20 protein-coding genes are annotated in these 25,415 nt (G+C 42.3%); 5 read left to right on the top strand and 15 right to left on the bottom strand.

All coding sequences use genetic code 11. The features are described from left to right. Window positions 1-88: 88 nt before the first annotated feature. On the bottom strand, window positions 89-1,291 hold the full coding sequence (locus GT508_RS11095) for an IS110 family transposase (RefSeq protein WP_161144246.1): 1,203 nt from the start codon (window positions 1,289-1,291) through the stop codon (window positions 89-91). Window positions 1,292-2,460: 1,169 nt separating this feature from the next. Between GT508_RS11095 and GT508_RS11090 the strand changes: the two genes are divergently transcribed. After that, complete coding sequence (locus GT508_RS11090; RefSeq protein WP_161144245.1) at window positions 2,461-2,949, top strand: QueT transporter family protein; 489 nt, start codon at window positions 2,461-2,463, stop codon at window positions 2,947-2,949. 88 nt (window positions 2,950-3,037) lie between these two features. Here GT508_RS11090 and GT508_RS11085 read toward each other — a convergent pair whose 3' ends face one another. The 4 genes from GT508_RS11085 to GT508_RS11070 form a co-directional block, all read right to left on the bottom strand. After that, window positions 3,038-5,485: a hypothetical protein gene (locus tag GT508_RS11085; protein WP_161144244.1), complete on the bottom strand. Its 2,448-nt coding sequence runs from the start codon at window positions 5,483-5,485 to the stop codon at window positions 3,038-3,040. A gap of 13 nt (window positions 5,486-5,498) precedes the next feature. Further along, on the bottom strand, window positions 5,499-6,680 hold the full coding sequence (locus GT508_RS11080) for a class I SAM-dependent methyltransferase (RefSeq protein ID WP_161144243.1): 1,182 nt from the start codon (window positions 6,678-6,680) through the stop codon (window positions 5,499-5,501). A 120-nt stretch (window positions 6,681-6,800) separates the two neighbouring features. Next, window positions 6,801-9,395 carry a sensor histidine kinase gene (locus tag GT508_RS11075; RefSeq protein WP_161144242.1) on the bottom strand — a complete coding sequence of 865 codons (2,595 nt, stop codon included), beginning with the start codon at window positions 9,393-9,395 and terminating at the stop codon, window positions 6,801-6,803. A 12-nt stretch (window positions 9,396-9,407) separates the two neighbouring features. Further along, a complete protein-coding gene (locus GT508_RS11070; RefSeq protein ID WP_055284552.1) occupies window positions 9,408-10,103 on the bottom strand; it encodes a response regulator transcription factor in 696 nt (231 codons plus the stop codon). Between the two features lie 287 nt (window positions 10,104-10,390). Between GT508_RS11070 and GT508_RS11065 the strand changes: the two genes are divergently transcribed. Continuing rightward, window positions 10,391-10,750, top strand: a complete 360-nt coding sequence (locus GT508_RS11065; RefSeq protein WP_118224872.1) for a sporulation initiation factor Spo0A C-terminal domain-containing protein — start codon at window positions 10,391-10,393, stop codon at window positions 10,748-10,750. Between the two features lie 391 nt (window positions 10,751-11,141). On the opposite strand, the gene GT508_RS11060 is transcribed toward GT508_RS11065, so the two are convergent. The 10 genes from GT508_RS11060 to GT508_RS11015 all read right to left on the bottom strand — a co-directional run bounded on the left by GT508_RS11060 (window position 11,142) and on the right by GT508_RS11015 (window position 22,122). Then, window positions 11,142-12,086 carry an alpha/beta fold hydrolase gene (locus tag GT508_RS11060; protein ID WP_192934815.1) on the bottom strand — a complete coding sequence of 315 codons (945 nt, stop codon included), beginning with the start codon at window positions 12,084-12,086 and terminating at the stop codon, window positions 11,142-11,144. Then, window positions 12,083-13,462, bottom strand: coding sequence for a citrate/2-methylcitrate synthase (locus GT508_RS11055; protein ID WP_161144241.1), 1,380 nt, complete (start codon window positions 13,460-13,462; stop codon window positions 12,083-12,085). The genes GT508_RS11060 and GT508_RS11055 overlap by 4 nt, the downstream gene beginning before the upstream one ends. Further along, window positions 13,459-14,337, bottom strand: coding sequence for a 16S rRNA (adenine(1518)-N(6)/adenine(1519)-N(6))-dimethyltransferase RsmA (gene rsmA, locus GT508_RS11050; RefSeq protein WP_006427524.1), 879 nt, complete (start codon window positions 14,335-14,337; stop codon window positions 13,459-13,461). The genes GT508_RS11055 and rsmA overlap by 4 nt, the downstream gene beginning before the upstream one ends. 111 nt (window positions 14,338-14,448) lie before the next feature. Beyond that, a complete protein-coding gene (locus GT508_RS11045; protein ID WP_161144240.1) occupies window positions 14,449-15,210 on the bottom strand; it encodes a TatD family hydrolase in 762 nt (253 codons plus the stop codon). Between the two features lie 341 nt (window positions 15,211-15,551). Continuing rightward, a complete protein-coding gene (gene metG / locus GT508_RS11040) occupies window positions 15,552-17,492 on the bottom strand; it encodes a methionine--tRNA ligase (RefSeq protein ID WP_161144239.1) in 1,941 nt (646 codons plus the stop codon). A 293-nt stretch (window positions 17,493-17,785) separates the two neighbouring features. Then, a complete protein-coding gene (locus GT508_RS11035; RefSeq protein WP_161144238.1) occupies window positions 17,786-17,989 on the bottom strand; it encodes a hypothetical protein in 204 nt (67 codons plus the stop codon). Window positions 17,990-18,087: 98 nt separating this feature from the next. Then, on the bottom strand, window positions 18,088-19,404 hold the full coding sequence (locus GT508_RS11030; RefSeq protein WP_055284609.1) for an amidohydrolase: 1,317 nt from the start codon (window positions 19,402-19,404) through the stop codon (window positions 18,088-18,090). Between the two features lie 39 nt (window positions 19,405-19,443). Then, the gene (locus tag GT508_RS11025; RefSeq protein WP_055284566.1) at window positions 19,444-20,298 is read right to left on the bottom strand and encodes a MetQ/NlpA family ABC transporter substrate-binding protein; all 855 of its coding nucleotides are present in this window, start codon (window positions 20,296-20,298) and stop codon (window positions 19,444-19,446) included. A 130-nt stretch (window positions 20,299-20,428) separates the two neighbouring features. After that, a complete protein-coding gene (locus tag GT508_RS11020; RefSeq protein WP_028088377.1) occupies window positions 20,429-21,097 on the bottom strand; it encodes a methionine ABC transporter permease in 669 nt (222 codons plus the stop codon). Then, window positions 21,097-22,122: a methionine ABC transporter ATP-binding protein gene (locus GT508_RS11015; RefSeq protein ID WP_055284568.1), complete on the bottom strand. Its 1,026-nt coding sequence runs from the start codon at window positions 22,120-22,122 to the stop codon at window positions 21,097-21,099. Before GT508_RS11015 ends, GT508_RS11020 begins: the two co-directional genes overlap by 1 nt. A 291-nt stretch (window positions 22,123-22,413) precedes the next feature. Here GT508_RS11015 and GT508_RS11010 point away from each other — a divergent pair, with 291 nt between their 5' ends. From GT508_RS11010 to GT508_RS11000, 3 genes are all read left to right on the top strand, one after another. Beyond that, window positions 22,414-23,181: an AzlC family ABC transporter permease gene (locus GT508_RS11010; RefSeq protein WP_022415264.1), complete on the top strand. Its 768-nt coding sequence runs from the start codon at window positions 22,414-22,416 to the stop codon at window positions 23,179-23,181. Next, complete coding sequence (locus GT508_RS11005) at window positions 23,171-23,482, top strand: AzlD domain-containing protein (protein ID WP_006427531.1); 312 nt, start codon at window positions 23,171-23,173, stop codon at window positions 23,480-23,482. The genes GT508_RS11010 and GT508_RS11005 overlap by 11 nt, the downstream gene beginning before the upstream one ends. Window positions 23,483-23,594: 112 nt before the next feature. After that, window positions 23,595-25,376 (top strand): DUF885 domain-containing protein, encoded by a 1,782-nt coding sequence (locus GT508_RS11000; protein ID WP_161144237.1) that lies wholly within the window; start codon window positions 23,595-23,597, stop codon window positions 25,374-25,376. Window positions 25,377-25,415: the final 39 nt, after the last annotated feature.

Below are 25,415 nucleotides of genomic sequence, written 5' to 3'. Positions count from 1 at the left end.
TTTTTTATTTTCTGTCACAAAATATATTTGCGTACCACAAATAGACTGTCTGATTGGCAGTCTAAAAAATTATTTATTTTATATAAGATTATATATTTTTATATAGTTCGGTTACTCGAGCATAATAAATGCGTAAAAACTTATTTAATCCGGCTATCTTTGCTGATTTTTTACTTTTACCTTCTGATTCCTTTTTTACAACATATCGGTAAACCGGATCTTCTGGTCTGGAACGCATTTTTAAACTTCTCATTGTTTCGTATCCTACTTTGCGCAATGATGCTGAACCACGTTTCGAGATTTTCCTATTACAACCTACAAATTGACCAGATTCATACGGTGGTGGATCAATTCCTGCGAATGCAACCAATGCCTTCCCGTTGCGAAATCTGCGAACATCTCCTATTTCTGCAATTAACTTTGGGGCTAATGTATTTCCCACTCCACCCATTTCTCTTACAACCGAATATTCTGGCAAAGTCTTGGCTATTTCCTGCATCCGTGATAAAATTAGACCAAGGGTTGCATCAACTTCCTTGAGCACCCGAACTGCTTCAGTCACCAGCATTTTGATCGATGAGGTTTCTGAAGGTAATGTGGGAATACTTTCCTGAGCCAGGGTGTATATAACTTTGGCTTTTTCCTGGCTTGGGACGTATTTCTTTTCTTTTGCCCAAAGTATATACTCTTCAGTAAATTCCTGTTCAGACATAGATGTTATTACATCATAATGCCAAAAACGTTCCACAAAATCACTTCTTTTATCTTTCCGATTTGTTTCATTCCAACTTGCAAGAAGATTCTTTATTCCAGGCATGGTCAAATCTAAAAGATGGGTCAATTCAGCGAGAGATAAAAGATGAAGTTTCATATAATGCCGATATTGCTGTCCAAGCAACTTCAACTCTTCATAAATCTCTCCAGAAGTTTGAAATTCTTTTATTTTAAACCAATGATCAATTCCATAATTAGCAATGATACGGGAATCAATCTTGTCGGTTTTGGCTTTTCGCAGACTTTCGTTACGATAACTTTTCATAAGATACGGATTAATTACAGAAACAAAAAATCCTTTTTCCTGTAAATATGTAAGAACTGGAAGATGATAAATTCCGGTTGCTTCCATAACGATTTTGACTTCATCATTTAGTCTGAAAAGCATGGAAGATAATTCGCTTAAATCCTTTTGGGTATGGGTAATATTGAAAGGCTTACTAACAATCTCTCCATATGGTTTCAAAATACATACTGTACTTTTCCCTTTTGATACATCAATTCCTACGCTGATCATAATATACTCCTTTTCTTTTTATAGAATTGCAGTTGTTTATCCCATCTACACTTATTATGATTCAGTTTAGTTCGTTACGCGAAAGCTCCTGCGAGTTTCAACCTGCTTAAATGAATGTTTATAATAAGGGGATGGCTGACGGTTTCATTCACGGATGTGAAAATCCTAATGGCAATATGTCATACCAACTACTTCCCTTATTATAATAAAATAAGTGTAGATGTTAGAGTTAATTCCTCTCTAACAACTACACTTTTATGGTACTAAATGGCAAATGCGTAACCGTAGTGGCCTCCACCGAGTTACACTTCCGGGCATTTCATTTATTAATATCCGCTGCCAGTCACGACTTGAAGAAAACAATAGATAAGGATTATTGTGAATGTGGAATGCCGTTAGAAACAATTAGAGAGTCAGAAGCACCGTTAAAGGAACGAAGCGAACGTGTTTGAGGCGAACGCCGAGTTTGAGCGTAGTTCCTTTGCTTTTAGGTGATTCTGACTCTCTTAGTGTTTCTTATGGTATGGAACCTGAACAAGAAGCCTTATCTATTGTTTCCTTCAAGGACTGAGAGGCCGCTTCCCCAGTTAATAAATTAAACCCCAATTTATTTCAACGTATATATAAATTCAAAACACCGTATGGTATACTGACAATGTTACCGCCTCCATACTGGCAACAGGAAGGAGGTGTTCATTATGGATTTGGCATTATCTTTTATTGTCGCTGTTGCGGCTGGTGTAGTTTGCCACTACATCATCAAATGGTTAGATGGCGACAAATAGCCGGTAACTAACCTGTGGAGTTAAGCCTTTCCACACCAAAATCAGGAATAGAAAAACCCTCGGATGGCACTCCGAGGGTTTTTCGTTGCTGTTCACTATGGAATAGCATTATCTTTTTGCCTACTGGCATTATAGCATATGCAATTTAACAATACAATATGTAAATTTAATAGAAAGTGGGTATGTTCTTGCTTTTCTTGTCTTTTCATGCTATACTATCACCCGTTACAAAACCCGAAAAACCAAGGTCTTACAAGGGTTTCGCCGATTCCCGGCGTAAAGAAGATGATAGAAAAGACATCCACCGGATTTCTTTCCTATCCGCTACGGCGCGTGTGTTCGTGACCTTCCACACGTAAAACAAAACTAAAGGAGAATTGAAAAATGAAAAACAAAAATCTTAGTTTCATGACCCAGGCAGCCATGATCGCTGCAATCTATGTGGTGCTGACTTACATCTTTGCACCATTTTCTTTCGGAGAAGTACAAGTTCGTATCTCCGAGGCACTCACTATTTTACCAATATTTACACCAGCCGCTATTCCGGGACTCTTTGTCGGATGTCTGATCGGTAATATTCTGGGCGGTGCGATCCTTCCGGATATTGTATTCGGCAGTATTGCAACTCTGATCGGTGCATTTTTCACATGGAAACTGCGTGAGCAGAAGCCGGTTGTCGCAACACTTCCACCGATTATTTCGAATATCATCATCGTTCCGTTCGTACTGCGTTACGGTTATGGTGTGACACTTCCGATTCCGTTTATGATGCTGACGGTTGGAATTGGTGAGGTGATCTCCTGCACTGTTCTTGGTCTGATCGTGTATGGGGCATTGAAGAAATATAAAGGAACACTTTTCCACACAGCTTAATCTATATCTGAATGGTATTAAAAAGAGCGGACATATAACTCATTTCATAACAGTTATATGTCCGCTCTTTTTTATTTTCTATACACAACTATCCAATATACGCATTTCCGCTTCCGGATGTCATCTGATCCATCTCTTCATACTTCACGCTGTGTCTTGTACTGTCATTCAAGTCTTCATACACAACATTCGTATCACTATATCCCACCAGAATAACCGCATTCTGCGAATCCAGCATTGCAATGACCGGTCTGCCCTGATTGATAATGTACAGGATCTCTTCTGTCGTACATCCGGTCAGGTCATAGGCAGCACCATCATTTATATCCTTCAAAATATCAATTGGCTTCTCCTGGTTTTTAAGACGGTCCTTGATTGTATTTAATACGTCATCTTTCTCTGTGATCGAATACTGCAGGTTACGGTTACCACGCTCCCATACATAGTCCTGTGAGGAATCGACTACCACTCCGTTGTAATCATTTGCTTTCTTGATCGCATCCCCTGCCTTTGTATACACACCCTGGATCTCACCATGTCCATAGACATAATATTTCTCCGGTGCGTCTTTGTCTGAAAATGTGATCGTCTGCGGTGTCTCGAACAGGATCTGTTTTGGTTTCAGTACTTTTGGTTCCTTATCCGATATCCCATCATTGTATGTCAGTCGTACCTGTGTCTGCTTCAGATCTGTCGCATATGTCTCCAGTGTAATATTGCTTTTCGTCTTCTGTTCATTGTTCGTAATATAATCCGGAGCTGTTGCAGTATAGGTGGCCCCATCCTTTGATGCACGCTCCAGCGTGATCATATCTTCATCAAATGCTGCATTTAAAATGTAAATGCCATCTGTCTGATAGGTTTTGATCACTTTTCCTTTTTGATTCCGGATCTCCAATTTGTACATTGGGACGGTTGCTTCTCCAGACACGGTATTTCCTATGTCTTCCGTCTTCGCAATTCCATATACAAAATCACTTCTGATGAAGCCCAGTGGACGGATGCATTCTCCTTCGCTGCAGGTTATTTTCTGCTTCTTTCCTGTCCCTACATTCAGGATCGATACTTTCGTTGCAGTTCCAAGTTCTCCGTCTGCCTGATATGCGATCAGACTTCCATCTTCCGATACGACATACTGCTGTGCGTCCAGACCTTTGACCAGTACTGTTTTCTCATCATCCTCTATACTATACTGATATAGTGTACCGTCCACCATGGTGTAGAGCATGTCTGTCTTCGCATCATAATAAGACATTTCTCCCAGTTCACTGACTGCCTGTGCATAAGATTTATTGGTAGAGATAAAGACTTTCTCTTCCACGGAATTTTTCTCTATATCGTAATAATATACGGCCACTCCGACTTCACCTTCATGCTCACCACGATTCATATATCCCGACACAAGGAAGGTCGTGTTGCCCTTTGCGTCTACTTTCAAAATCTTAATCTTGTGATCCGGAACCAGATTTCTCACATCTGTATTTTCCGCATCTGAAAATCCGAATACAAGTGACACCTCATCCGAATCTTTATTATAATTCCAAAGTTCATTTGCCTCGACAAATGATACGATCGTCCCGTCTTTATTCACCTTATAAGACAGATTCGTTGGTGCAATTCCGAGGATAATTCCCTTCTCATTCAGAACCTTCTTCGTCGCATCAAATATCTGATCCATCGTTCTGTCATAATCTAAGAGGTATGCCTTTTGTGCATCTGCGATGTATCTGACACGGAAGAATTCTTTGACCGCATACCGGTCGGATTCATTTTCCTCTCCTTTACAGCTTACCCTGTATTGTAACAATACCGACATGCAGGTACTGTTCAGTTCTTTGATACTCCAGCGTTCTTCCTGTTCTACCTGTGGTTTCAGACTGCCCCATGTAACCTGTTCGTAATTCGAATTGATCGTTACATGCTGAAGCGTCGTATTATCCGCATCATCCGTCGGCTCAAGCGCTGCTCCTACGCCTGCATTCTCTGCCTTTGCAAGTGCATTTTCATGATAATCACTGATATAATTCAGACACTGTGCAACATTGGCATCTTCATCACTGACAATTCTGGTGTAAAAATATACCGGATCCGCACCATTTCTGTTCAGCCGAACCTCCAGAATTCTTTCTTCATCCAGTACCTTATCTCCACTCAGATCCAGACTGAAGTTCTTTCCTGCCTTTTTGATTTTCTTAGATTCCAGTTCACTTGTCCCGTCCAGTGTGTAGACTTTATAGCTGGCTCCTGTAAATTTATTGCCATATGCTTCTATATTTACATCCAGACTCTGATCGGCTACCGGAGTGATGGTATTATGCATAGAAGACACATCCATCCTCTTTGCATAGCCTGTAAGTGTATTGATCTTATAATCTCCATATGAAAATGAGATCTGTGGAAATGTTGCGGCTCCCATATCAGCCGTCATGTTGTCATTCCCCTTATTCGTCACGTAGCTGAATATAATGACAGCCACGATAAATACTGCAGACAGAACGCCCACATTTATCAAACGTTTCTTTAAAGTTAATGTCATTTATACTCCCTCTTTATTCCGTTTTTCCCTGGTTATCTAACAGATGCCCCAGTGTCGGTGACACCCTGAGTTCTGCTTCACATTTCCGAATAGATGCTTCGATTTGCTGCCGCCTTACAGATTCTTTCTGATCTGCTTTCTGATTCCTTTTTACTGCCCGGATCAGGATATTCTTCGGCGTGTGTTCCATATCGATGAATTCCAGTATCTGTGCTTCATACCCCTCGCGCTCCAGATACTGTGCCCGGAGTCCGTCCGTGATCAGCGCCGCCATACGTTCCTTCAACAGTCCATATCTTAATACCGGTTCTAATACCTCATTCCGGATCTGTCGGTTCAATTCATGCTGGCAGCATGGTACAGACAGGATCACTTTTGCATCCCAACCGACCGCTTTCGCCAGTGCATAATCCGTTGCCGTATCACAGGCATGTAGAGTTACTACCATATCTACTTTGTTGACTCCGGTATAATCTGCAATATCCCCTTCCAGAAATCTCAGCTTTTCATAGCCGTATTTCTCACTCAGTTCATTACAGTGACGGATCACCTCTTTCTTCAGGTCCAGTCCTATGATTCTTATGTCATATTCTTTCAATTCATGCAGGTAATAATACATGGCAAATGTAAGATAAGACTTTCCACAGCCAAAATCCAGGATTGTAAGTTCTCTTCCCTTATCCAGCTCCGGAAGGATATCTTCGATAAACTCCAGAAAACGATTAATCTGGCGGAACTTATCGGATTTTGCACGCACAATCTTTCCATCCTGCGTCATAACTCCAAGATCCTGAAGAAACGGTACCGGGACTCCCTCTTCCAACACATACTTTTTCTTACGGTCATGGCTCATATCAATCTTCTTTTTCCCGCCCTTTTTTATCTTACTTTTTATGGTCACTTTTCCTTTTTTACTTACAAGAACCGTATAATCCGCTCTCTGTGTCTCCATCTGCATCTGGCGCATATTTCCCATATATTCGAGAAGTATTTCACAAGCTTTTTTCTCCTCCACATTCTCGTGAAATGCCTGATTGTTCCGGAACGATTCAAACTGGAAGTAAAGTACCTCTTTTTTCAGTACAGGTCTTACCTTTACCTTCTGCACATCGTCTTTCTTCTTCGGATTACTCAGCGTTGCTGATATAAATTCTATATTTAAATTTTCCTGTAATAATTTACTTAATTCATTCATAATATTATATTTTACTGTTTTTTAGACAAGAGCGCAAGTATCATGGATAGCAATTTTACCGGACAGAACCGAGAAAATGCAGTTAAGGACGGAGGATTGCATGCAATCCTCCGTCCCCAACTATGAAACCGGGAATTTTATTGTCACTTTAAACAAATCTCCATCCAGATATAATTCAAATGTTCCGCCCTGCATTTCCGTCAGCGACTGTGCAATCGACAATCCCAGACCACTGCCTTCTGTGCTTCTTGATACATCCCCGCGGATGAATCGTTCCGTCAGCTCGGAAGCCGGGATGTTCAGCGGCCGTGCCGATATATTCTTCAGGCTGAAGCATGCCATGCCATCTTTCTTCTCGAGATCAGCATAAACTCTTGTTCCCTGCATCGCATATTTTGCCGCATTGTTATATATATTAGACAGCACTCTCCAAAGCCGTCTTCCATCTGCGCGGATCACAATCTCCTCATTCGGAAGGTTCATGACCTCTTCCAGATCTCCTGCCTTGAATTTTTCCTCGAATTCTCCACTCGTCTGCTGGATCATTTCCACCAGGTTCAGGTTCATGAATTCCAACGTAATATTCCCTGAACTTACCTTGGAAGCCTCTACGACGTCTTCTGTCAATGTCTTCAGGCGCTGTGATTTCTGTTCCAGAACTTCAATGTAACGCCGGATCTTCGGATCCTTAAAGTCCTCCTGCTTTAACAATTCTACATAATTAATGATAGATGTAAGCGGCGTCTTGATATCATGCGAGACATTCGTAATGAGGTCTGTCTTCAGCCGTTCGCTTTTCATACTCTTTGCAAGTGCTGTTTCCAGTCCTTCTCCAATAGAATTTACTTTCTCTGCAATCTCTTTCTGCTCTGCCAGTAATCCATTTACCGGAATCTGATACTCCACTTCGCCGCCGGCAATCTTCTCGATCCCTATCATGATCTTTCCGGTTCCTTTTGCCTTTTGAACCATCCAGACGAATGCTGCGGCATCTGTTACCAGCAAGATGAATGCCCACGCCCAGGTAGTACTTCCATCTGCAGCAAATATATAGGTCAGCCAGTGGAACAGTAAAAATGCTGCTAATCCGATCATCATTTTCCACAGATACCGGATGTTTTGAAGCATCTCTTTCAAAAAGAGTAACAGCCATCTGAATACACTGTTCTTCCATACAGTCTTCGCCTTGATTCTTCTCACCAGACTCAGATAACCCAGAAGGAACATCGCACAGCTATACAGCGCCCCCAGACATCCCACCACCATTCCTTGCAGATATATCTGTTTATTTTCTGTATAGATAGTCTCTCCATTTACGCTTTGCCATGTAAATATCCCGGCTTTTGTTACTACCAGCATAACTACTGCCCAGAGCAATATTACACCAACTGCTGCCGGTTCTGTCTTTATGTGATCAAACTTCACCAGATGCACTTCTTCATCTTCTGCACTTCTTCCGGCTCCGATCGTCAATAACACCAGAATCGCCAGATAAGCTGCGACTGCCAGAACTGCCCCTATACCGGCCGCTTTTGCCCCGGCCGCATATTGTGTAAAGATCTGTTTCTGCTCGTAAAAATCATCTTTCACAGGATACGCTGTATCCACAACCGATGCATATACATAATCTGACGCATTTACATAACCGGCTACTGTCTTCTGCCATTCCTGTGCCATTGAATCTCCTTTGCCGGCTTTTTCAATATTACTTTCATAGTCTGCAAGCTTCGGTCTTACGATCACATATTTCCCTGATTTTTTTATTTGTTCCAGGCTCTCCTCGTAATGATCATAGTCCTGATATTTCTTTTTATTCGTAATGACCGTTCCGTTATCCCGGTTCACATACAGGTATGTGATATTCGTATTTCCTTCCTGATACTGCTTCTGGTTTAGCACATAATTGTCAACATCCGAATAGATGATCTCGGCCGCATCATTTATCATTCTGTAGGCATCACTCAGCCTGCCGTTCCATATCTTGGAATTATTCACAAGCTGAAGTACCGTTTCTCCGTTTACCGTCTTATAGTCTCCGGGAATCTTTGTCCCGTCATAATTCCAGCAATTGATGTAAGCAATCTTTCCATCGATATCCTGAAGTCCCCTGAATCTGGATTCCCCGCTGCTGCTTTCCTGATATTCCCCCTGTTTCAACTCATCCAGAATATCATCTGCAGAACTGTTTCCTGTAATGACAAATGACAGATCCCCTCTGTCGATCATCTGTTTAAATTCTTTATAACGGAAATAGTGGTAGCTTCCGTCTGACCGCTGACACACAATGATAGCGTCCTGTTCGTCCCGGGTATCTGAGACGGAACCATCATCTGTCATCGTTTCTGCGATTAATTTGCCCCAGGAATACATGTCCCCCAGCCGGAAGGACAGTCCGGTCTCGTCTTTACCCGTTATCCCGCCTGTATCTTCATATTTTGCCACATCTACGATCTTATCCGGGTCATATTTTCCATCTGTATCATATAAGGTCTGATATTGGATCTCGTCCAGGATGTGATAATTGGCATTGGCCACAGCATTGGCAAATGCATTGCTTTCCTCATACGTCTTCGCAGCATCAGCAGAACACAGCTCCTGTATCAGCATCGGATAACGCGTAGCCCACAGGATGCATAACACCCCTGCAGCTGCAAGTATATGTGCCGCTGCCAGCAAAAAGAATTTTACTCTTGGCATTCGGTACCATTTCTTCATATATGCTCCTTCCTAAAGCTTCTCTATCTTATACCCGACACCCCAGACTACCTTCAGGTATCTCGGCTCCTTCGGATTGATCTCGATCTTCTCTCTGATATGGCGGATATGTACTGCCACTGTATTATCCACCCCGATAGCATCCTCATTCCAGATACTTTCATATATCTGATCGATAGAAAATACTTTTCCCTGATTTTTCACCAGTAATAATAAAATATTATATTCGATCGGTGTCAGTCTGACCGGTTCCCCGTCAACCGTAACCTCCTTCTGTTCATCATCGATAGATAATCCACCGACCGCATAAACAGCCTGATTACTTTTATCGATCGTGCTTCCAAGCTGTGTATATCTGCGAAGCTGGGACTTTACCCGCGCTGTCAGCTCCAGCGGATTGAATGGCTTCGTCATATAATCATCCGCTCCTACATTCAGCCCCAGGATCTTATCGGCATCCTCAGATTTTGCCGACAGGATTATGATCGGCATATTCTTCTTCTCGCGGATCTTTAACGTTGCCCGAATCCCATCCAGCTTCGGCATCATCACATCAATGATCAGAAGATCCACCTTCTCCCTGTCCAGCACTTTTAACGCTTCCTCACCGTCATAGGCTTTTAACACTTTATATCCTTCCTGCGACAGGTATATCTCTATTGCTTCTACAATCTCTCTATCATCATCACATACAAGTACGTTGTACATTTCTCATCACCTCCCTTATACTATACAAGAATATCAACTAATTTTTAAGTCCTGGTCTTGTAAATTCTTAAGATATTATGAAAATATGCTCTTTATCCGTTCTGTCGTCTAAAATAGAAACTGCTAATATTATGTCTAAAAACAATAAACCATATTTTCGTAAAGATATTTTTTCTATATAATAATCCCTGGTGATTTAAGAATCTTTTTTATTTTTTCATACTCCGTGGGATTTTCATCTTGTCGGATTCTTCCAAACAAAATTTTTAGAAAGAAGATGACATATTATGCATGAACCAGAAATAGAATATCTTATTCGCTCTCTTGGTATTGGTGCAACTTACCGTGGCTATGAATATCTCATTTATGGTATACGTCTTTGTCTGTCTGATGAAAACTACCTCCTTTTCGTCAGTAAGTATCTTTATCCAGACATCGCACGTCACTATAATACGACAAGTTATAGTGTTGAACGTGATATCCGCACTGTCATCAAGGTCTGTTGGGAGCACGGAAACAGACCGCTTCTCGAAAAAATTGCATTACGCCCTTTAACTCTGAAACCAACCTCCGGTGAATTCTTTGATATCGTAACTGCTCATTTACGCAAATACTCTGAATGCTGTCCTTTACTTTCCGCTCTTTAGAATCTGTTTTTGTCTTCTTCATTTTTAGTTAAGATTTTTTCGAATTCTTTTATGTTTTTAACATACTTTAGACATATTTTTTGTCTATACTATATATCAGATAGTTGATAAGCAACAACTATCACCCCCCTCATAAAGTAAAACACCGGAATCACTCTCCGGTGTACACTTTACTCTCATTCCTTTAGTAATTATAACAACAACAAAAAGCTCTCCGAAAAGGAGAGTTTTTTGTTGCATTTTTTTATAAAATGAACATACTTTTTTCACATTTCTTGATTATAATACTTTCAGATAGTTGGATAACAACTATCGCCCCCCCTCATAAAGTAAAGGCCGCCAGAAGATTACTTCTGACGGTCCACTTTACCGATAATTTCTGCGGATGTCTTTACGACTCCGCTTTTGTTTTATTTCTTTCTTCGATCCATGCAAGGATATCCTGATACACATTCTGCCGGTCCACCTCATTCAAGATCTCATGCCGGTCGCCTTCATACAGATGGATCGACACATCTTTGATCCCGGCATCTTTATATTTCTCATAGACTTTGGTCACATTCTTTCCGAATGCCCCTACCGGGTCATCGGATCCTGCCATAAAGAGCACCGGAAGCGTCTTCGGAATCCGCTTCATACTTCCCTTCCGTACCAGAACCTTCATACCGGTAAACATCTGATAATAGGCTCCCAGTGTAAATGTATAGGAACACAGCGGATCCCGCACATATTCATCCCTTTTCTTCTTGTCGGATGTGATCCATTCCTTCGATGTCTCGCCCGGTTCAAATTTCTTATTGAAACCTCCAAAGCTCAGATTATCCACAAATGTACTTCTGTATTTCCATCCTTTGAACGCTGCGATGATCCTGCAGATCATCCTTCCCGCACAAAGCGTCAGCATTCCCTGATAACCGGTTCCCATAATGACAACTCCCGCAAGGCCTTCCGCATACATCGTCAGATACTGTCTCAACAGGAATGACCCCATACTGTGCCCCAGCATAAAATACGGCACATCCGGATATTTTTTCCGTGTCATCTCCTGCAGCTGATAAATATCTCCGATTACATACTGATTCCCTTTCCGTTCATCAAAATATCCCAGATCAATTTCTGTCTGTATGGATTTTCCATGTCCCAGATGATCATGTCCGACTACATAATATCCGTGCTCCGACATAAATTCGGCAAATTCATCATAACGGTCAATATACTCCACCATTCCATGACATATCTGTAAGACACCTTTTATCTCTCTATCCGGAAGCCATTCGATCGCATGGATCTTTGTCACGGAATCTCTGGATGTATAATAAAATTCATGCTTCATCATCTATCATCCATTCTGACATACTCTTTATATTCGGCCAGCGGTTTGTACGCCGGACGAATGATCTTATCTACATTCTTAAGCTCTTCCAGACGGTGTGCACTCCATCCGACGATACGCGCTGCCGCAAAGATCGGTGTATAAAGTGACGGTGGAAGATCCAGCATACTATATACAAGTCCGCTGTAGAAATCGACATTCGCATTTACACCTTTGTATATCTTACGCTTTTCTGCGATGACCTCCGGTGCCATGTGCTCTACCTTTTCATACAGTGCATATTCCTTCTCACAGCCCTTTTCTCTTGCAAGCTGCTTAACGAACTTCTTAAAAATATCGGCTCTCGGGTCAGATACGGAATAGATTGCATGCCCCATTCCGTAGATCAGTCCTTTCCGGTCAAATGCCTTCTTATCCAACAAATCGGTCAGATACCGGCGTACCTCATCATCATCTTCCCAGTCACTGACTTTTTCCATCATATCGTCAAACATCTGGGTTACTTTGACATTTGCTCCCCCGTGCTTTGGTCCTTTTAAGGATGCCATAGCAGCCACGATCGTCGAATAAGTATCCGTTCCGGATGATGTTACCACATGCGTTGTAAATGTAGAATTGTTACCGCCGCCGTGATCCATATGAAGGACAAGTGCCATATCCAGGATCTTTGCCTCTAATTTCGTATATTCCTTATTCTCACGCAACATCATCAGTATATTCTCTGCTGTTGATAATTCCGGTGACGGTGCATAGATGAAGAGATCTTCTCCCATACGGTAATTATATGCATGATAGCCATAGATCATCAGCATCGGGAACTGACTGATCAGATTCAGGCACTGACGCAGTACATTTGGAATCGACGTATCGTCTGCATGAGGATCATACGTGTACAGGCTTAAGATTGATCTCGACAGGCTGTTCATCATGTCACGGCTTGGCGCTTTCATGATCACATCACGGACAAATGTCGGCGGCAATGTCCGTCTTTCCACCAGTGTCTCATGAAATGTCTGCAGCTGCTTCTTATCCGGAAGTTCACCGAATAACAGCAGATAGGCGATTTCCTCAAATCCATAGTGCTTATCTTTCAGAAACCCCTGCACCAGATCTTTGATATTGTAGCCGCGATAGTAAAGATTTCCTGCACATGGCACTTCCTCTCCGTTCACGATCTTCTTCGCACATACATCGGAAATGTTCGTAAGTCCCGCAAGGACACCTTTTCCGTTCAGGTCACGGAGTCCCCGTTTGACTTCGTACTTCGTATACAGCTCTTTGTCTATCGCATTGTTCTTCTCGCAAAGTTCTGCAAAATGGCTGATTTCCGGTGTTACCTCAAATAGTGTCTGTCCTTCTTTTCTGTCCATCGTCATCATCCTTTCTTATATGGAGATAATAAATCACTCAATCTTGCGAATTCTTCCAGTGTCAGTGTCTCACCTCTCACACTTGCACCCTTTCCAAGTGCATCAATCGCTGCTTCCACTTCTTCTTTTGTAAAATCTAATGTCGCCGCATTCTTCAGACCGTTCGCCAGTGTCTTCCTTCTCTGGTTGAAAGATGCACGGATGATGTTGAACATCAGCTTCTCATCCTGCACCTGTACCGGTTTCTCCTGATGACAGGTCAAGCGTATAACCGCTGATCCCACCTTCGGCCTCGGCATGAAACAGTTCGGCGGAACATTTGCCACAATATACGGGTCGGCATAATACTGTACTGCTAATGACAGTGCGCCATAGTCCTTATTACCCGGTCCGGTCTGCATACGGTCCGCAACTTCTTTCTGCACCATGACAGTGATACTCTCTACCGGAACCTCATTTTCAAAAAGTCCCATGATGATCGGCGTCGTAATATAATATGGCAGGTTCGCCACCACTTTGACCGGCTTTCCGTTGTTCTCTTCGTCTGCAAGCTTCTTAAGATCCAGCTTCAATACATCTTCATTGATGACACGTACATTGTCATATCCGCTTAATGTATCCTCCAGGATCGGGATCAGATTCTTATCGATCTCAACTGCGATCACCTTTCCTGCCGCCTGTGCCAGATATTGCGTCATCGTACCGATTCCCGGTCCGATCTCCAGTACCATATCATCCTCCGTGATATTCGCCGACTGTATGATCTTATCTAATACATGTGTATCGATCAGGAAATTCTGACCGAATTTTTTCTGAAATGAAAAATTATATTTCTGCAGAACCTCGATGGTATTCTGCGGATTTCCTAACGTTGGTTCCTTCATAGATCCTCCCGTATCTGTTATATGGTTTCTTGATTATTTCTCATTATACAATAATTTGGCCGGGATTGACAGCGATAAAAAATGAAATATGTATAAATAGAACATTGTATTCTACAGCCGATACATCTCTCTTGCATTTTTCTCCGTCTGTTCGACTACCTCTTCATACGTAATACCTTTTAATTCCGCAATCTTCTCTGCCACATAACGGATATAAGCAGAATTGTTGCGCTTTCCACGATTCGGTTCCGGTGCCATATACGGGCAGTCCGTCTCGAGTACAATTGACGTCAGTGGAATATTTTCCACTACTTCTTTCAGCTTCTTCGCATTCTTGAACGTTACCACTCCGCCAACGCCGATATAGAATCCCATCTTGATATATTCCTGTGCCATCTCTTTAGAATACGAATAACAATGGATCACACCGCTTAGTCCTTTCGCATGCTCCTTCATAATCTCCATGGTATCTGCCGCTGCCTCCCGGCTGTGGATCAGAACCGGAAGATCCAACTCTCTTGCCAGTTCCAGCTGCCGTATAAACCATTTTTTCTGCACTTCTCTCGGCTCATTGTCCCAGTAATAATCCAGACCGATCTCGCCTATCGCAACCACTTTCTCCTCTTTAAACAGCTCTTTCATCTGTGCAAAGTTCTCTTCATTCAGGCAGCCGACCTCATCCGGATGAATCCCGACTGCCGCATATACAAATGGATATTCCTTTGCAAGTGCAATAACCTTCCTGCAGGAATTATATGCTGCACTGACATTTACAATTGTGCCAACGCCCTGCTCTTCCATAGAATTCAGCAATTCTACTCTGTCCTCATTAAACTGCTCATCGTCATAATGTGCATGTGTATCAAATATCATATATCCCTCCGGGGACGGAGGATTTTCAAAAATAATGTCTTAAATCCTCCGTCCCAAATCAAAAATGTCCTGTCCCCAGTATCCCAATATTTATCCCATCTTTTCCACACGTTATCCCAAGGAATTTCATGGTTATCCCACCCTTATCCCAAGGTTTTCCACATACTTATCCACATCATGTGGATAACTTGTGTGACAGATACTGTATATAGATGTCGGATATTGGAGATATATATCAAACAAGGACGGTGATTCCAAAAATCCTCCGTCCTCATTTTCATTCTTTCATATACAAAGCCAACTATTATCAACCAGTTTCTTTGTATCTTTCTATACTTGCATTAGCAGATCTCTGCACCGGCCGGCATATTCTTCTCCGGTGTCATAAGTGCCAGATTACCTTCTGCGTCTTCCGCGCACAGTAACATACCCTCAGATAATACTCCGGCAAGTTTTGCAGGTTTTAAGTTCACAAGAACCATAACCTTCTTGCCTACCATCTCTTCTGCAGAGTAATGTTTCTTAATTCCGGATACGATCTGTTTTACTTCGCTTCCGATCTTAACCTGTGAGCAGAGAAGTTTCTTAGATTTTTTCACTTCTTCGCAGGCAATGATCTCACCAACCTGGAACTGCATCTTTCCGAAGTCATCGAATGTGATCTCTGGTTTTGCTTCGATGTCGATCACTTCTTCGTCAGCTTCTTCTTTTGCCTCTTCCTTCTCTTCTACATGTGGGTGAAGTTCTTCTACTTTTTTCATTACTTCATTGACATCCAGTCTTGCGAAAAGGATCTCCGGTTTTTCTGTTACTTTTCCGTCTCCAAGCTGAGCAAGGATCTTCTCTGAAGTCTCCGGCATGAAGGATTCCAGAAGTTTTGCTCCTGCTTTGATGCTCTCGATCAGGTTGTAGAGAACGGTCTCCAGACGGTCTTTCTTTGCCTCATCTTTTGCAAGTGCCCACGGCATTGTCTCGTCGATGTATTTGTTGCAGCGTTTGAACAGTACGAAAATCTCTGTGATTGCATCTGCGACACGCAGTTCATCCATCTTCGCATCGACTCTCTTCGGAGTATCTTCTGTGACAGCCTTAAGATCTGCATCGACAGCCTTTTCTTCTTCTGTCTCGGCAACACCCTTATCTGTTACAACACCGCCGAAGTATTTATTTGTCATGGAAATAGTTCTGTTTACCAGGTTTCCAAGTGTATTTGCAAGGTCAGAGTTCATACGCTCTACCATCAGCTCCCATGAGATCACTCCATCATTTTCAAATGGCATCTCGTGAAGTACGAAGTAACGTACGGCATCTACTCCGAAGAAATCAACCAGCTCATCTGCGTAAAGTACATTTCCTTTGGACTTACTCATCTTACCGTCGCCCTGCAGAAGCCATGGATGTCCGAATACCTGCTTTGGAAGCGGCAGATCCAGTGCCATCAGGAAGATTGGCCAGTAAATGGTATGGAAACGGATGATATCTTTTCCGATCAGGTGGAGGTCTGCAGGCCAGTTCTTATTAAACAGTTCTGTGCTGTTACCGTCGCAGTCATATCCGATTCCTGTGATATAGTTGGTCAGCGCATCGAGCCATACGTATACGACATGTTTTGGATCGAAGTCTACCGGGATTCCCCATTTGAAAGATGTTCTGGATACACACAGATCCTGAAGTCCCGGAAGCAGGAAGTTGTTCATCATTTCATTCTTACGTGAAACCGGCTGAATGAATTCCGGATGCTCATTGATGTGGTTGATCAGTCTGTCTGCATATTTGCTCATCTTGAAGAAATATGCTTCTTCTTTCGCAGGCTTACACTCACGTCCGCAGTCCGGACATTTACCGTCTACTAACTGAGACTCTGTCCAGAAAGACTCGCATGGAGTACAGTACATTCCTTCATAAGATCCTTTGTAAATGTCTCCCTGATCGTACAGTTTTTTGAAAATCTTCTTAACCTGTGCTTCGTGATCTTCGTCTGTTGTACGGATGAATTTGTCATAAGAAGTATTCATCAGATCCCAGATCCTCTTGATCTCGCCTGATGCATTGTCAACGAATTCCTTTGGTGTAACACCTGCTTCGTCTGCCTTCAGCTCGATCTTCTGTCCATGTTCATCTGTTCCTGTCTGGAAGAATACATCGTATCCCTGACTTCTTTTATATCTTGCGATGGCATCTGCCAGCACGATCTCATACGTGTTACCGATGTGCGGTTTGCCTGATGCATAAGCGATTGCTGTTGTAATATAATATTTTCCTTTATTACATTTTTCACACATGTTTTTTCTCTCTCCTTCTATGTTTACCGGATATATGAAATATAGAATGTGCCCTGGCACATTCTCGCGCTGAGCGCGGTCGCTTGCGACATCCTACTTCTTCGCGCGAATGCGCATCCTGCCGGAGGCTTTTTATATAACAGGAAACTCAGTTTCCTGTTATATAAAAAATCTCCCCTGCATTCACTCCTCATAACTTCTGTTACAATTCGTAAATCCCAGGGAAGACGAAAATCCGTGTTACCACTTCCATTCACTATCAGTCTCGCAACCGACAGTCTCTGCGGGTGAAGTCACCACTCCACCTCTCCGCTGTAAAGGGCGGAACCCTTCGTGAACTTACATTTTCCATGCTCATCCACACCGCTCAGTAAGCCATCTTCTGTAACGTTCCACCTGTCCCTCTCAGCATCACACTGCAGTATTCTCACCTGCAGTTCACGGGATTCTCTGTAAGGTTTCCTGTTACATACTCTCTTCATCAATGCGTTTGTCATATATCCATTCGTAATATAAATCGTAGCATATAAGCGGGCGGGATGTCAAGGTCTACAGGCTGTACGTATCAATCTTCTGCAATTAAATTCCTTAACTATCAATCAAGTACTTCCTTAGAATCAAACTGCTCCATAAATTTTGTATATTCTGCAGAATCTTTGAATACCGGTTTGTAATTTTTAACCAGTTCTTTACTTCTTGCAGCTTTCTCTTTCAGCAATCCATATGCTGCCAATGCAAACATTTTCGCTGTATCAATATAAGCCTCTTCTTCATTCGTCACTTCAAAGTTAATCTGATGAAGTCCGCCTTTTACACCGCCTGTATTGAATGTATAAACAGGCATCAGATGCTGCACATCACCTACATCTGTAGAACCGCCGGAATGTCCCGCGGCCTCTCTTACAGGTACTTCCGGTGCTGCAAGTTCTGCAGCTCTCTTCAACTCTGGCAAAGCCTGTTCTGCAAGTGTCGGAAGGTATCCCGGCAGTGTAGTAATCTCTACTTTTGCTCCCATCGCCACTGCACCTGCCTGAAAAGAACGATCTGTTTTCTTTGCCGCATCCGTAAATGCTTCAATTGTTTTCGCTCTTACCAGTGTCTCGATCACAATTTCATCCGGAATAACATTAACCAGATTTCCACCTTTCGTAATGATCGGATGAACACGGACGCAGTCTTCGTCACGAAAAGTCTCACGGTTGAGCCCTAATGCCTGAAGGCCAAGAGAAGCTGCGGAAAGTGCATTCACTCCCTTGTCAGGAGCTCCGGCTGCATGAGCTGCTTTTCCTAAATAGCGGATTACTTTTGATACAAATCCATTTCCTGTTCCGCTTCCGACTTGAATTTCATCTCCCGGCTGAATATGATGCGCCAGGCAGAGATCAATATCATCAAACGCTCCTGTACGGATCAATTCGCATTTTCCACCTCCATAGCGAATCTTGCCCTGCTCACGCAGCTGATTCTTAAATTCAATCTCACCATACTCTTCTGCAGGTGTGGCAAAAAATACTACCTGTCCACCCAGTTTTTCTGCAATCTCAGGTACTGTAAGTGCAAGTGCCGCACCAAATATGCCTGCCATCTGTGCATGATGTCCGCAGCAGTGAGCCGCATCTGTTTCAGGATTTACATAGGCATGTTCCGGGATTCTCAGAGCATCCAACTCTCCTAAAAGTGCAAGACTTGCATTCTCCTTCTTCTCTTCATTCAGGTATGCTTTTACACCTGTGATGGCAAATCCTGTTTCTGTGTGAAGTCCTAATTCTTTCATCTTATTTACAAATTTCTGTGAGGTACGGAATTCTTTATAGCCAAGTTCCGCATGTGTATAAATATCTCTTGCAAACTCAATAATTTCATCTCTATGTTGATCAATTATATCTATAATTAACTTTTCCGTCTGATCCATGTCTTCTACCTCGCTTTCTTTAACTCCGCTCAGAACCACTTACTGAAGTTCTTCTGGGATCCACCATAATCCATCATTATTTTTTTTCATATATTCTTTGAATTCATCAGAATGATATGCATCTACGATTGCCTGTGCCCATGCTGCATCTTTGTTCTCTTTTTTTACTACAACCTGAAGTACAAGGTAATCTTGGATATCTTCGTTCGCAAGTGCTGTAGAAGCATCGATTCCTGCATTGTATACAACACTTCCTGTAATTGCTACATAATCAAAATCAGCCATTGTAGCCGGAATTGTCATACTGTTCATCTCTGTAAACTTAATGTTATGTGGGTTCTCAGTGATATCATCCTGTGTTATTGCGGATGGATCTGCATTCTCATCCAGTTTGATCCAGCCGATCTTCTGAAGCATCAGATAACACCGTGCTGTGTTAGATGCATCGTTTGGAACTGCCACTTTTGCACCGTTCGGAATATCGTCGATCGAATCATATTTATCAGAATATACACCTGCCGGCACTGTCGGGATCGGGCTGATTGCTACCAGATCTCCGTTATAACTCTTGTTGAAATTTTCCATGTAAGCTGTATGCTGCTCAACGTTAACATCAACATCTCCGTCATTTAATGCAACGTCTGCTGTCTGAAGATCAGAAAGATCAACGCCCTTTACTGTGTATCCCTCTTTTTCAAGAATCGGAACAATGGCATCTTCAAAAAGCTCTGTATATGGTCCCTGAGATTTTCCATAGACGATTTCCTTCTTATCTGTGTTTTTTGCTGATGAATCACTCTTTGCAGAATCGCCTGATCCTGAGTTTCCGCATGCCACAAGACCAAATGCTGTTGCCGCTACTAATACACTTGCAATAAATTTTTTCATTTTCATAATCTAAATCTCCCTATTCTTTTTATCTATCTCATGTCCGGCTGTCGTTACACAGTGACTGTAAACACTCACAACTATTATTACCAGGCTTGTTGTCCTGTCTTTTTTGTTTCTTACAGAACTCTGATATTTATTTATGCTGTCTTAATTTTCTTGAAATTGTATTTCCTGCAAACTGAAGGATCTGTACAAAGATAACCAGTACTACAACTGTGAAAATCATCAGTGGTGTGTTCATTCTCTGGTATCCATAAGTCAGTGCCAAATCTCCGACACCGCCTCCACCTACATATCCTGCCATCGCAGATGCTCCGAGAAGTCCGATTGTACCAGTTGTCAGTGCCAGAACAATAGATCCCAGTGTCTCAGGAAGAAGGAAGTAACGAATAGTCTGCCATGTTGTAGCTCCCATCGCTTCTGCTGCTTCCAGAATACCCGGATTAATTTCCAACAAACTGTTCTCCATCAATCGTGCCAGATATGGACTGATGTAAATAACAAGTGGTACCAACGATGCCGTACTTCCAATCGTAGTTCCAACAATTGTTCTTGTCAGTGGCATGATTGCTACAAGAAGGATTACAAATGGAATGCTTCTTACAATGTTAATGTAGATACTTACAATATTGTAAAGAATCCGATTCTCTGCAAGTCCGCCCTTGCGACAAAGCACAAGGATCAATGCTAGAATGATTCCTATGATGGTTCCGATGATCAGTGACCATGCCACCATATATAAAGTCTGTCCTCCACTGGTCAGTAATTTCTCCAGTGAAACTCCAAAATACTGCTGATCCATTAAATCACCTCTACCCTTTCTCTGATTACTCCGTTTTCGTCAATCTGTTTCTCTGCTTTCAGAATCTTCTCTTCAGATCCTAGCAACTGTAAAATGAACACACACATTATGTTGTCCTGAAGTTCTTGAACGGTTGCTCCTAAAATATTTACTACAATTCCTTCTACATGACAAATATCTGAGATAACCGGGCGTTTTACGCTGCTTCCGATAAATTTCAGTCGTTCTACACGGAAATGCTCTTTCTGCTCTTTTACAAGACTTATGATGCTTTCAGGAATCTGATCATTCACAACAGTCTGAACAAATCTCTTTGTAACTGGTGCCTGCGGTTTTCCGAATACATCCAGTACACTTCCCGCCTCGACTACCTGGCCTTTCTCCATGACTGCTACTTTATTACAGATCATCTGAACCACCTGCATCTGATGTGTGATCAGAAGGATTGTAACCCCCATCTCACGATTAATCTTCTTAAGCAGTTTCAGAATTGCCTCTGTTGTCTGTGGATCCAAGGCACTGGTTGCCTCATCACAAAGCAGGATATCCGGTGTTGTTGTCAATGCTCTTGCAATTCCGACTCTCTGTTTCTGTCCACCAGAAAGCTGGCTGACATACACGTCTTTCTTGTCTTCCAGTTCTACAAACTGAAGAACTTCTTTGACTTTCTTGTCAATCTCAGCCTTCGGTACTTTCTCAAGAATCAGCGGCAATGCTATATTATGATAAACTGTTTTGGATTCCAGAAGGTTGAACTGCTGGAATACCATTCCAATTTTTCTTCTTAATTTACGAAGCTGCGGTTTCTTCAGACTTCCAAGTTCTTCTCCATGAACCGTTACAGTTCCGCTATCCAGTGTTTCAAGTCCATTTACAAGACGAATCAATGTGGATTTACCGGCTCCGGAGAATCCGATGATTCCGTAAATGTCTCCCTTTTCTACATGGATGCTTACATCCTGCAAGGCATGTACCTTACCGTATTTTCCGGAAAAGGTTTTGTTTGCGTGTTCTACTTTTATCATACTCATCACTCCATCTATGTGTGTTTTTCGTATCTCAGATTCGATATGCGTATGATACTGCTTTTACCCTACCTTGTCAATAGGTTTTGTATGTTTTATATGTTTTCCACTAATTCGGCAGCTATTTTGAATTATTTCTATTCATTTTTTTATTCGTTTACATAGTATACTGTTATCTTTGTTCTCAATCTCTCCCATCTTCCACTTTTCACATCATTGACGCAACCAATCAGAGCGCTTATAATATTCTCGTTATTTACAGAAACTATACATAAGATTGGGGAATTTATTATGACCAGAAGACAATATTTCACCGCCGGTTTCAAGGACGGAATACCGATCTGTCTTGGATACATAGCGGTTTCATTTACATTTGGGATCATGGCAAAAAAAGTCGGAATTTCGATCTTTGATGCGGTTCTGATCTCTCTGACAAATGTGACCAGCGCCGGACAGTTTGCAGGGCTGTCGCTGATCGCATCGACCGCTTCTTATATAGAGATGGCCATCACACAGCTTATCATCAACTTAAGATACTGTCTGATGTCCTGCGCACTTTCGCAGAAGATTGATCCGGAAGCGCCGCTGTTCCACCGTTTTCTCATTGCTTACGGTGTGACCGATGAGATCTTCGGCGTCACAGTTTGCAAGGGTGGAAAACTGAGTCCTTTTTATTCTTACGGGGTTATATTTATCTCTGTATTCGGATGGGTATTCGGTACATTTCTTGGAATCCTGTCCGGTAATATATTACCGGCTCGTGTTGTCAGTGCATTAAGTGTCGCACTTTATGGTATGTTTCTGGCGATCATCATTCCGCCGGCCCGTAACAACCGTGTACTCGCAGGTGTTGTTGTCATTTCCATGGCAGCCAGCTTTTTATTTGACAAAACACCTGGGCTTAGGAATATTTCATCCGGATTCCGTATTATCATCATTACTCTGATCATTGCAGGAATTGCGGCTTATTTCTTCCCGGTGAAAGAGGACGAGTACGATGAACTGGAAGAAGCTGGCGAATTGAGTGACAGTACAAAGGAGGCACACCATGAATCATAATATTTACATTTACATATTTGTGATGGCGGCAGTTACTTACCTGATCCGTATGCTTCCGCTGACGCTGATCCGCAAAGAGATTAAAAGCACGTATATCAAATCATTTTTATACTATGTCCCTTATGTGACGCTTGCTGCTATGACATTCCCGGCAATCCTCAGTGCCACTGCGAATATCTGGTCTGCACTTGCCGGATTTATCATCGCCGTATTTCTGGCCTACCGTGGCAAGAGCCTGCTGAAGGTATCCTTGTTCGCATGTCTCGGCGTCTTTATTGTTGAGCTGATTACCGGATTATAAGTCATATAAGTTACCGGAAGTTTATGATATTGGCTTCCGGTTATAAACAATGAATACATATTTGCGGGAAATCCCCATATAAATGATACAAATGATTTATATGGGGATTTTTATGCAAAAATTTCTCGAAAAATTTAAACGGAAGCCATTACTCTTTTTGCTTCCGTCTGCATCCGTACTTCTACTCCTTTTTCTTCTGTTCTTTCATTCTCAACAGGATGCGGATCAGGCATTTTCGAAATATACTTCTGAACTTTTCCGACAGGAAATCAGTGGAAATACAATTACTCTCCACTACACCTTAAAAAATCCCGAAAAATATGGCATAAAAAATGCGCCCATTTCTTATGGACAATGTACCACCGATCCCGAACTGGTCCGGTCTAGTGTCGACGCGGAACGGACCAGACTTCGCTCCTATAACAGAACATCTCTTTCCAAAGACAACCGTCTTACTTATGATGTGCTGAATGACTATCTGAATTCTGCCTATGATCTGTCCCCTTATACACTCTACGACGAACCACTTGCACCTCTCACAGGAACTCAGTCACAGCTTCCGGTCATCTTATCAGAATACCGTTTTTATGAGATCTCCGATATTGAAAACTATCTGCAACTTCTTACTAAAACACCGGAATACTTCCGATCTATCCTGAATTTTGAACACACAAAATCCGAATCCGGTCTTTTTATGGCCTCCTACACTGCTGACTCTATCATCAAAGAATGCCGGGATTTTGTTAATTTAAAAGAAAGCAATTATCTCTATTCTTCTTTCGTGGAACGACTGGAAGAACTTGCTTCTGCCAGAGACGGTGTCCTTACCGAAAAGCAGCGGGAAGCCTATACCCGGCAGAACAACGTTTACATAAAAAAATATATTTTTCCGGCCTATGAACAACTTATTTCCGGATTGTCCGAACTCCGCAGTTCCGGCAAAAACAATAACGGGCTGTGCTATCTTCCGAATGGCCGGACTTATTACGAATATCTGGTAAGAAGTGAGACCGGTTCCTCCCGCAGTATTGCAGAGCTGCAAAATCTTGCAAATACACAGATACTTTCGGATCTTACAGTTATGCAACGGGTGCTGACTGGTGATTCCTCTTCTGCCTCATCCTCCATAACTTCTGATATTTTCAGCCCCCAGGGTACACTGCTCGCCGAATCTGATCCGAAAAAGATTTTATCCACATTATCCGGCAAGATTACGAAAGATTTTCCACCATATCCACAGATTCATACACAGATCAAATACGTCCAGAAATCCATGGAAGACTACTTAAGCCCGGCTTTCTACATGATTCCGGCCATCGACAACACTTCTGAAAATGTAATCTACATCAACAACGGACACATCACCGACAACCTCTCTCTCTTCACCACCCTCGCCCACGAAAGCTACCCCGGACATTTATATCAGAATGTCTATTATGCAAGCCTTCATCCCGATCCAATCCGTTGTGTACTGAACTATGGCGGATACACCGAGGGCTGGGCCACTTACAGCGAGATGATGAGCTACTACTTTTCCACACTGACGAAAGAGCAGGCTACATTATTTCAACGCAACTCATCTGTCATTCTGGGACTATATGCACTTGCCGATATGGGAATCCATTACGATGGCTGGAAACTTGCCGATGCGGCGGCTTTTTTCCACACTTATGGGATAACGGATGATGCGACCATTGAGAATATCTACGATCTGATCATTGCCGATCCGGCTAATTATCTGAAATACTATATTGGGTATCTGGAATTTCTGGAACTTAAGAAAAATGCAGTGGATAAGTGGGGTGATAACTTTACGCAGATGCGGTTTCATAAGGCGGTTCTGGATGTTGGGCCGGCGTCGTTTGATGTGATCCAGAAGTATGTGTTTAAATAGAAACAGGGACGGGGAAAATGGAATTTTCCCCGTCCCCAT

This window comes from Dorea sp. BIOML-A1 (assembly GCF_009875615.1).
Lineage (GTDB): Bacteria > Bacillota > Clostridia > Lachnospirales > Lachnospiraceae > Dorea_A > Dorea_A amylophila.
Note: the sequence above shows the minus strand (reverse complement) of the source record. Positions and strands in the feature narration are given on the sequence as shown.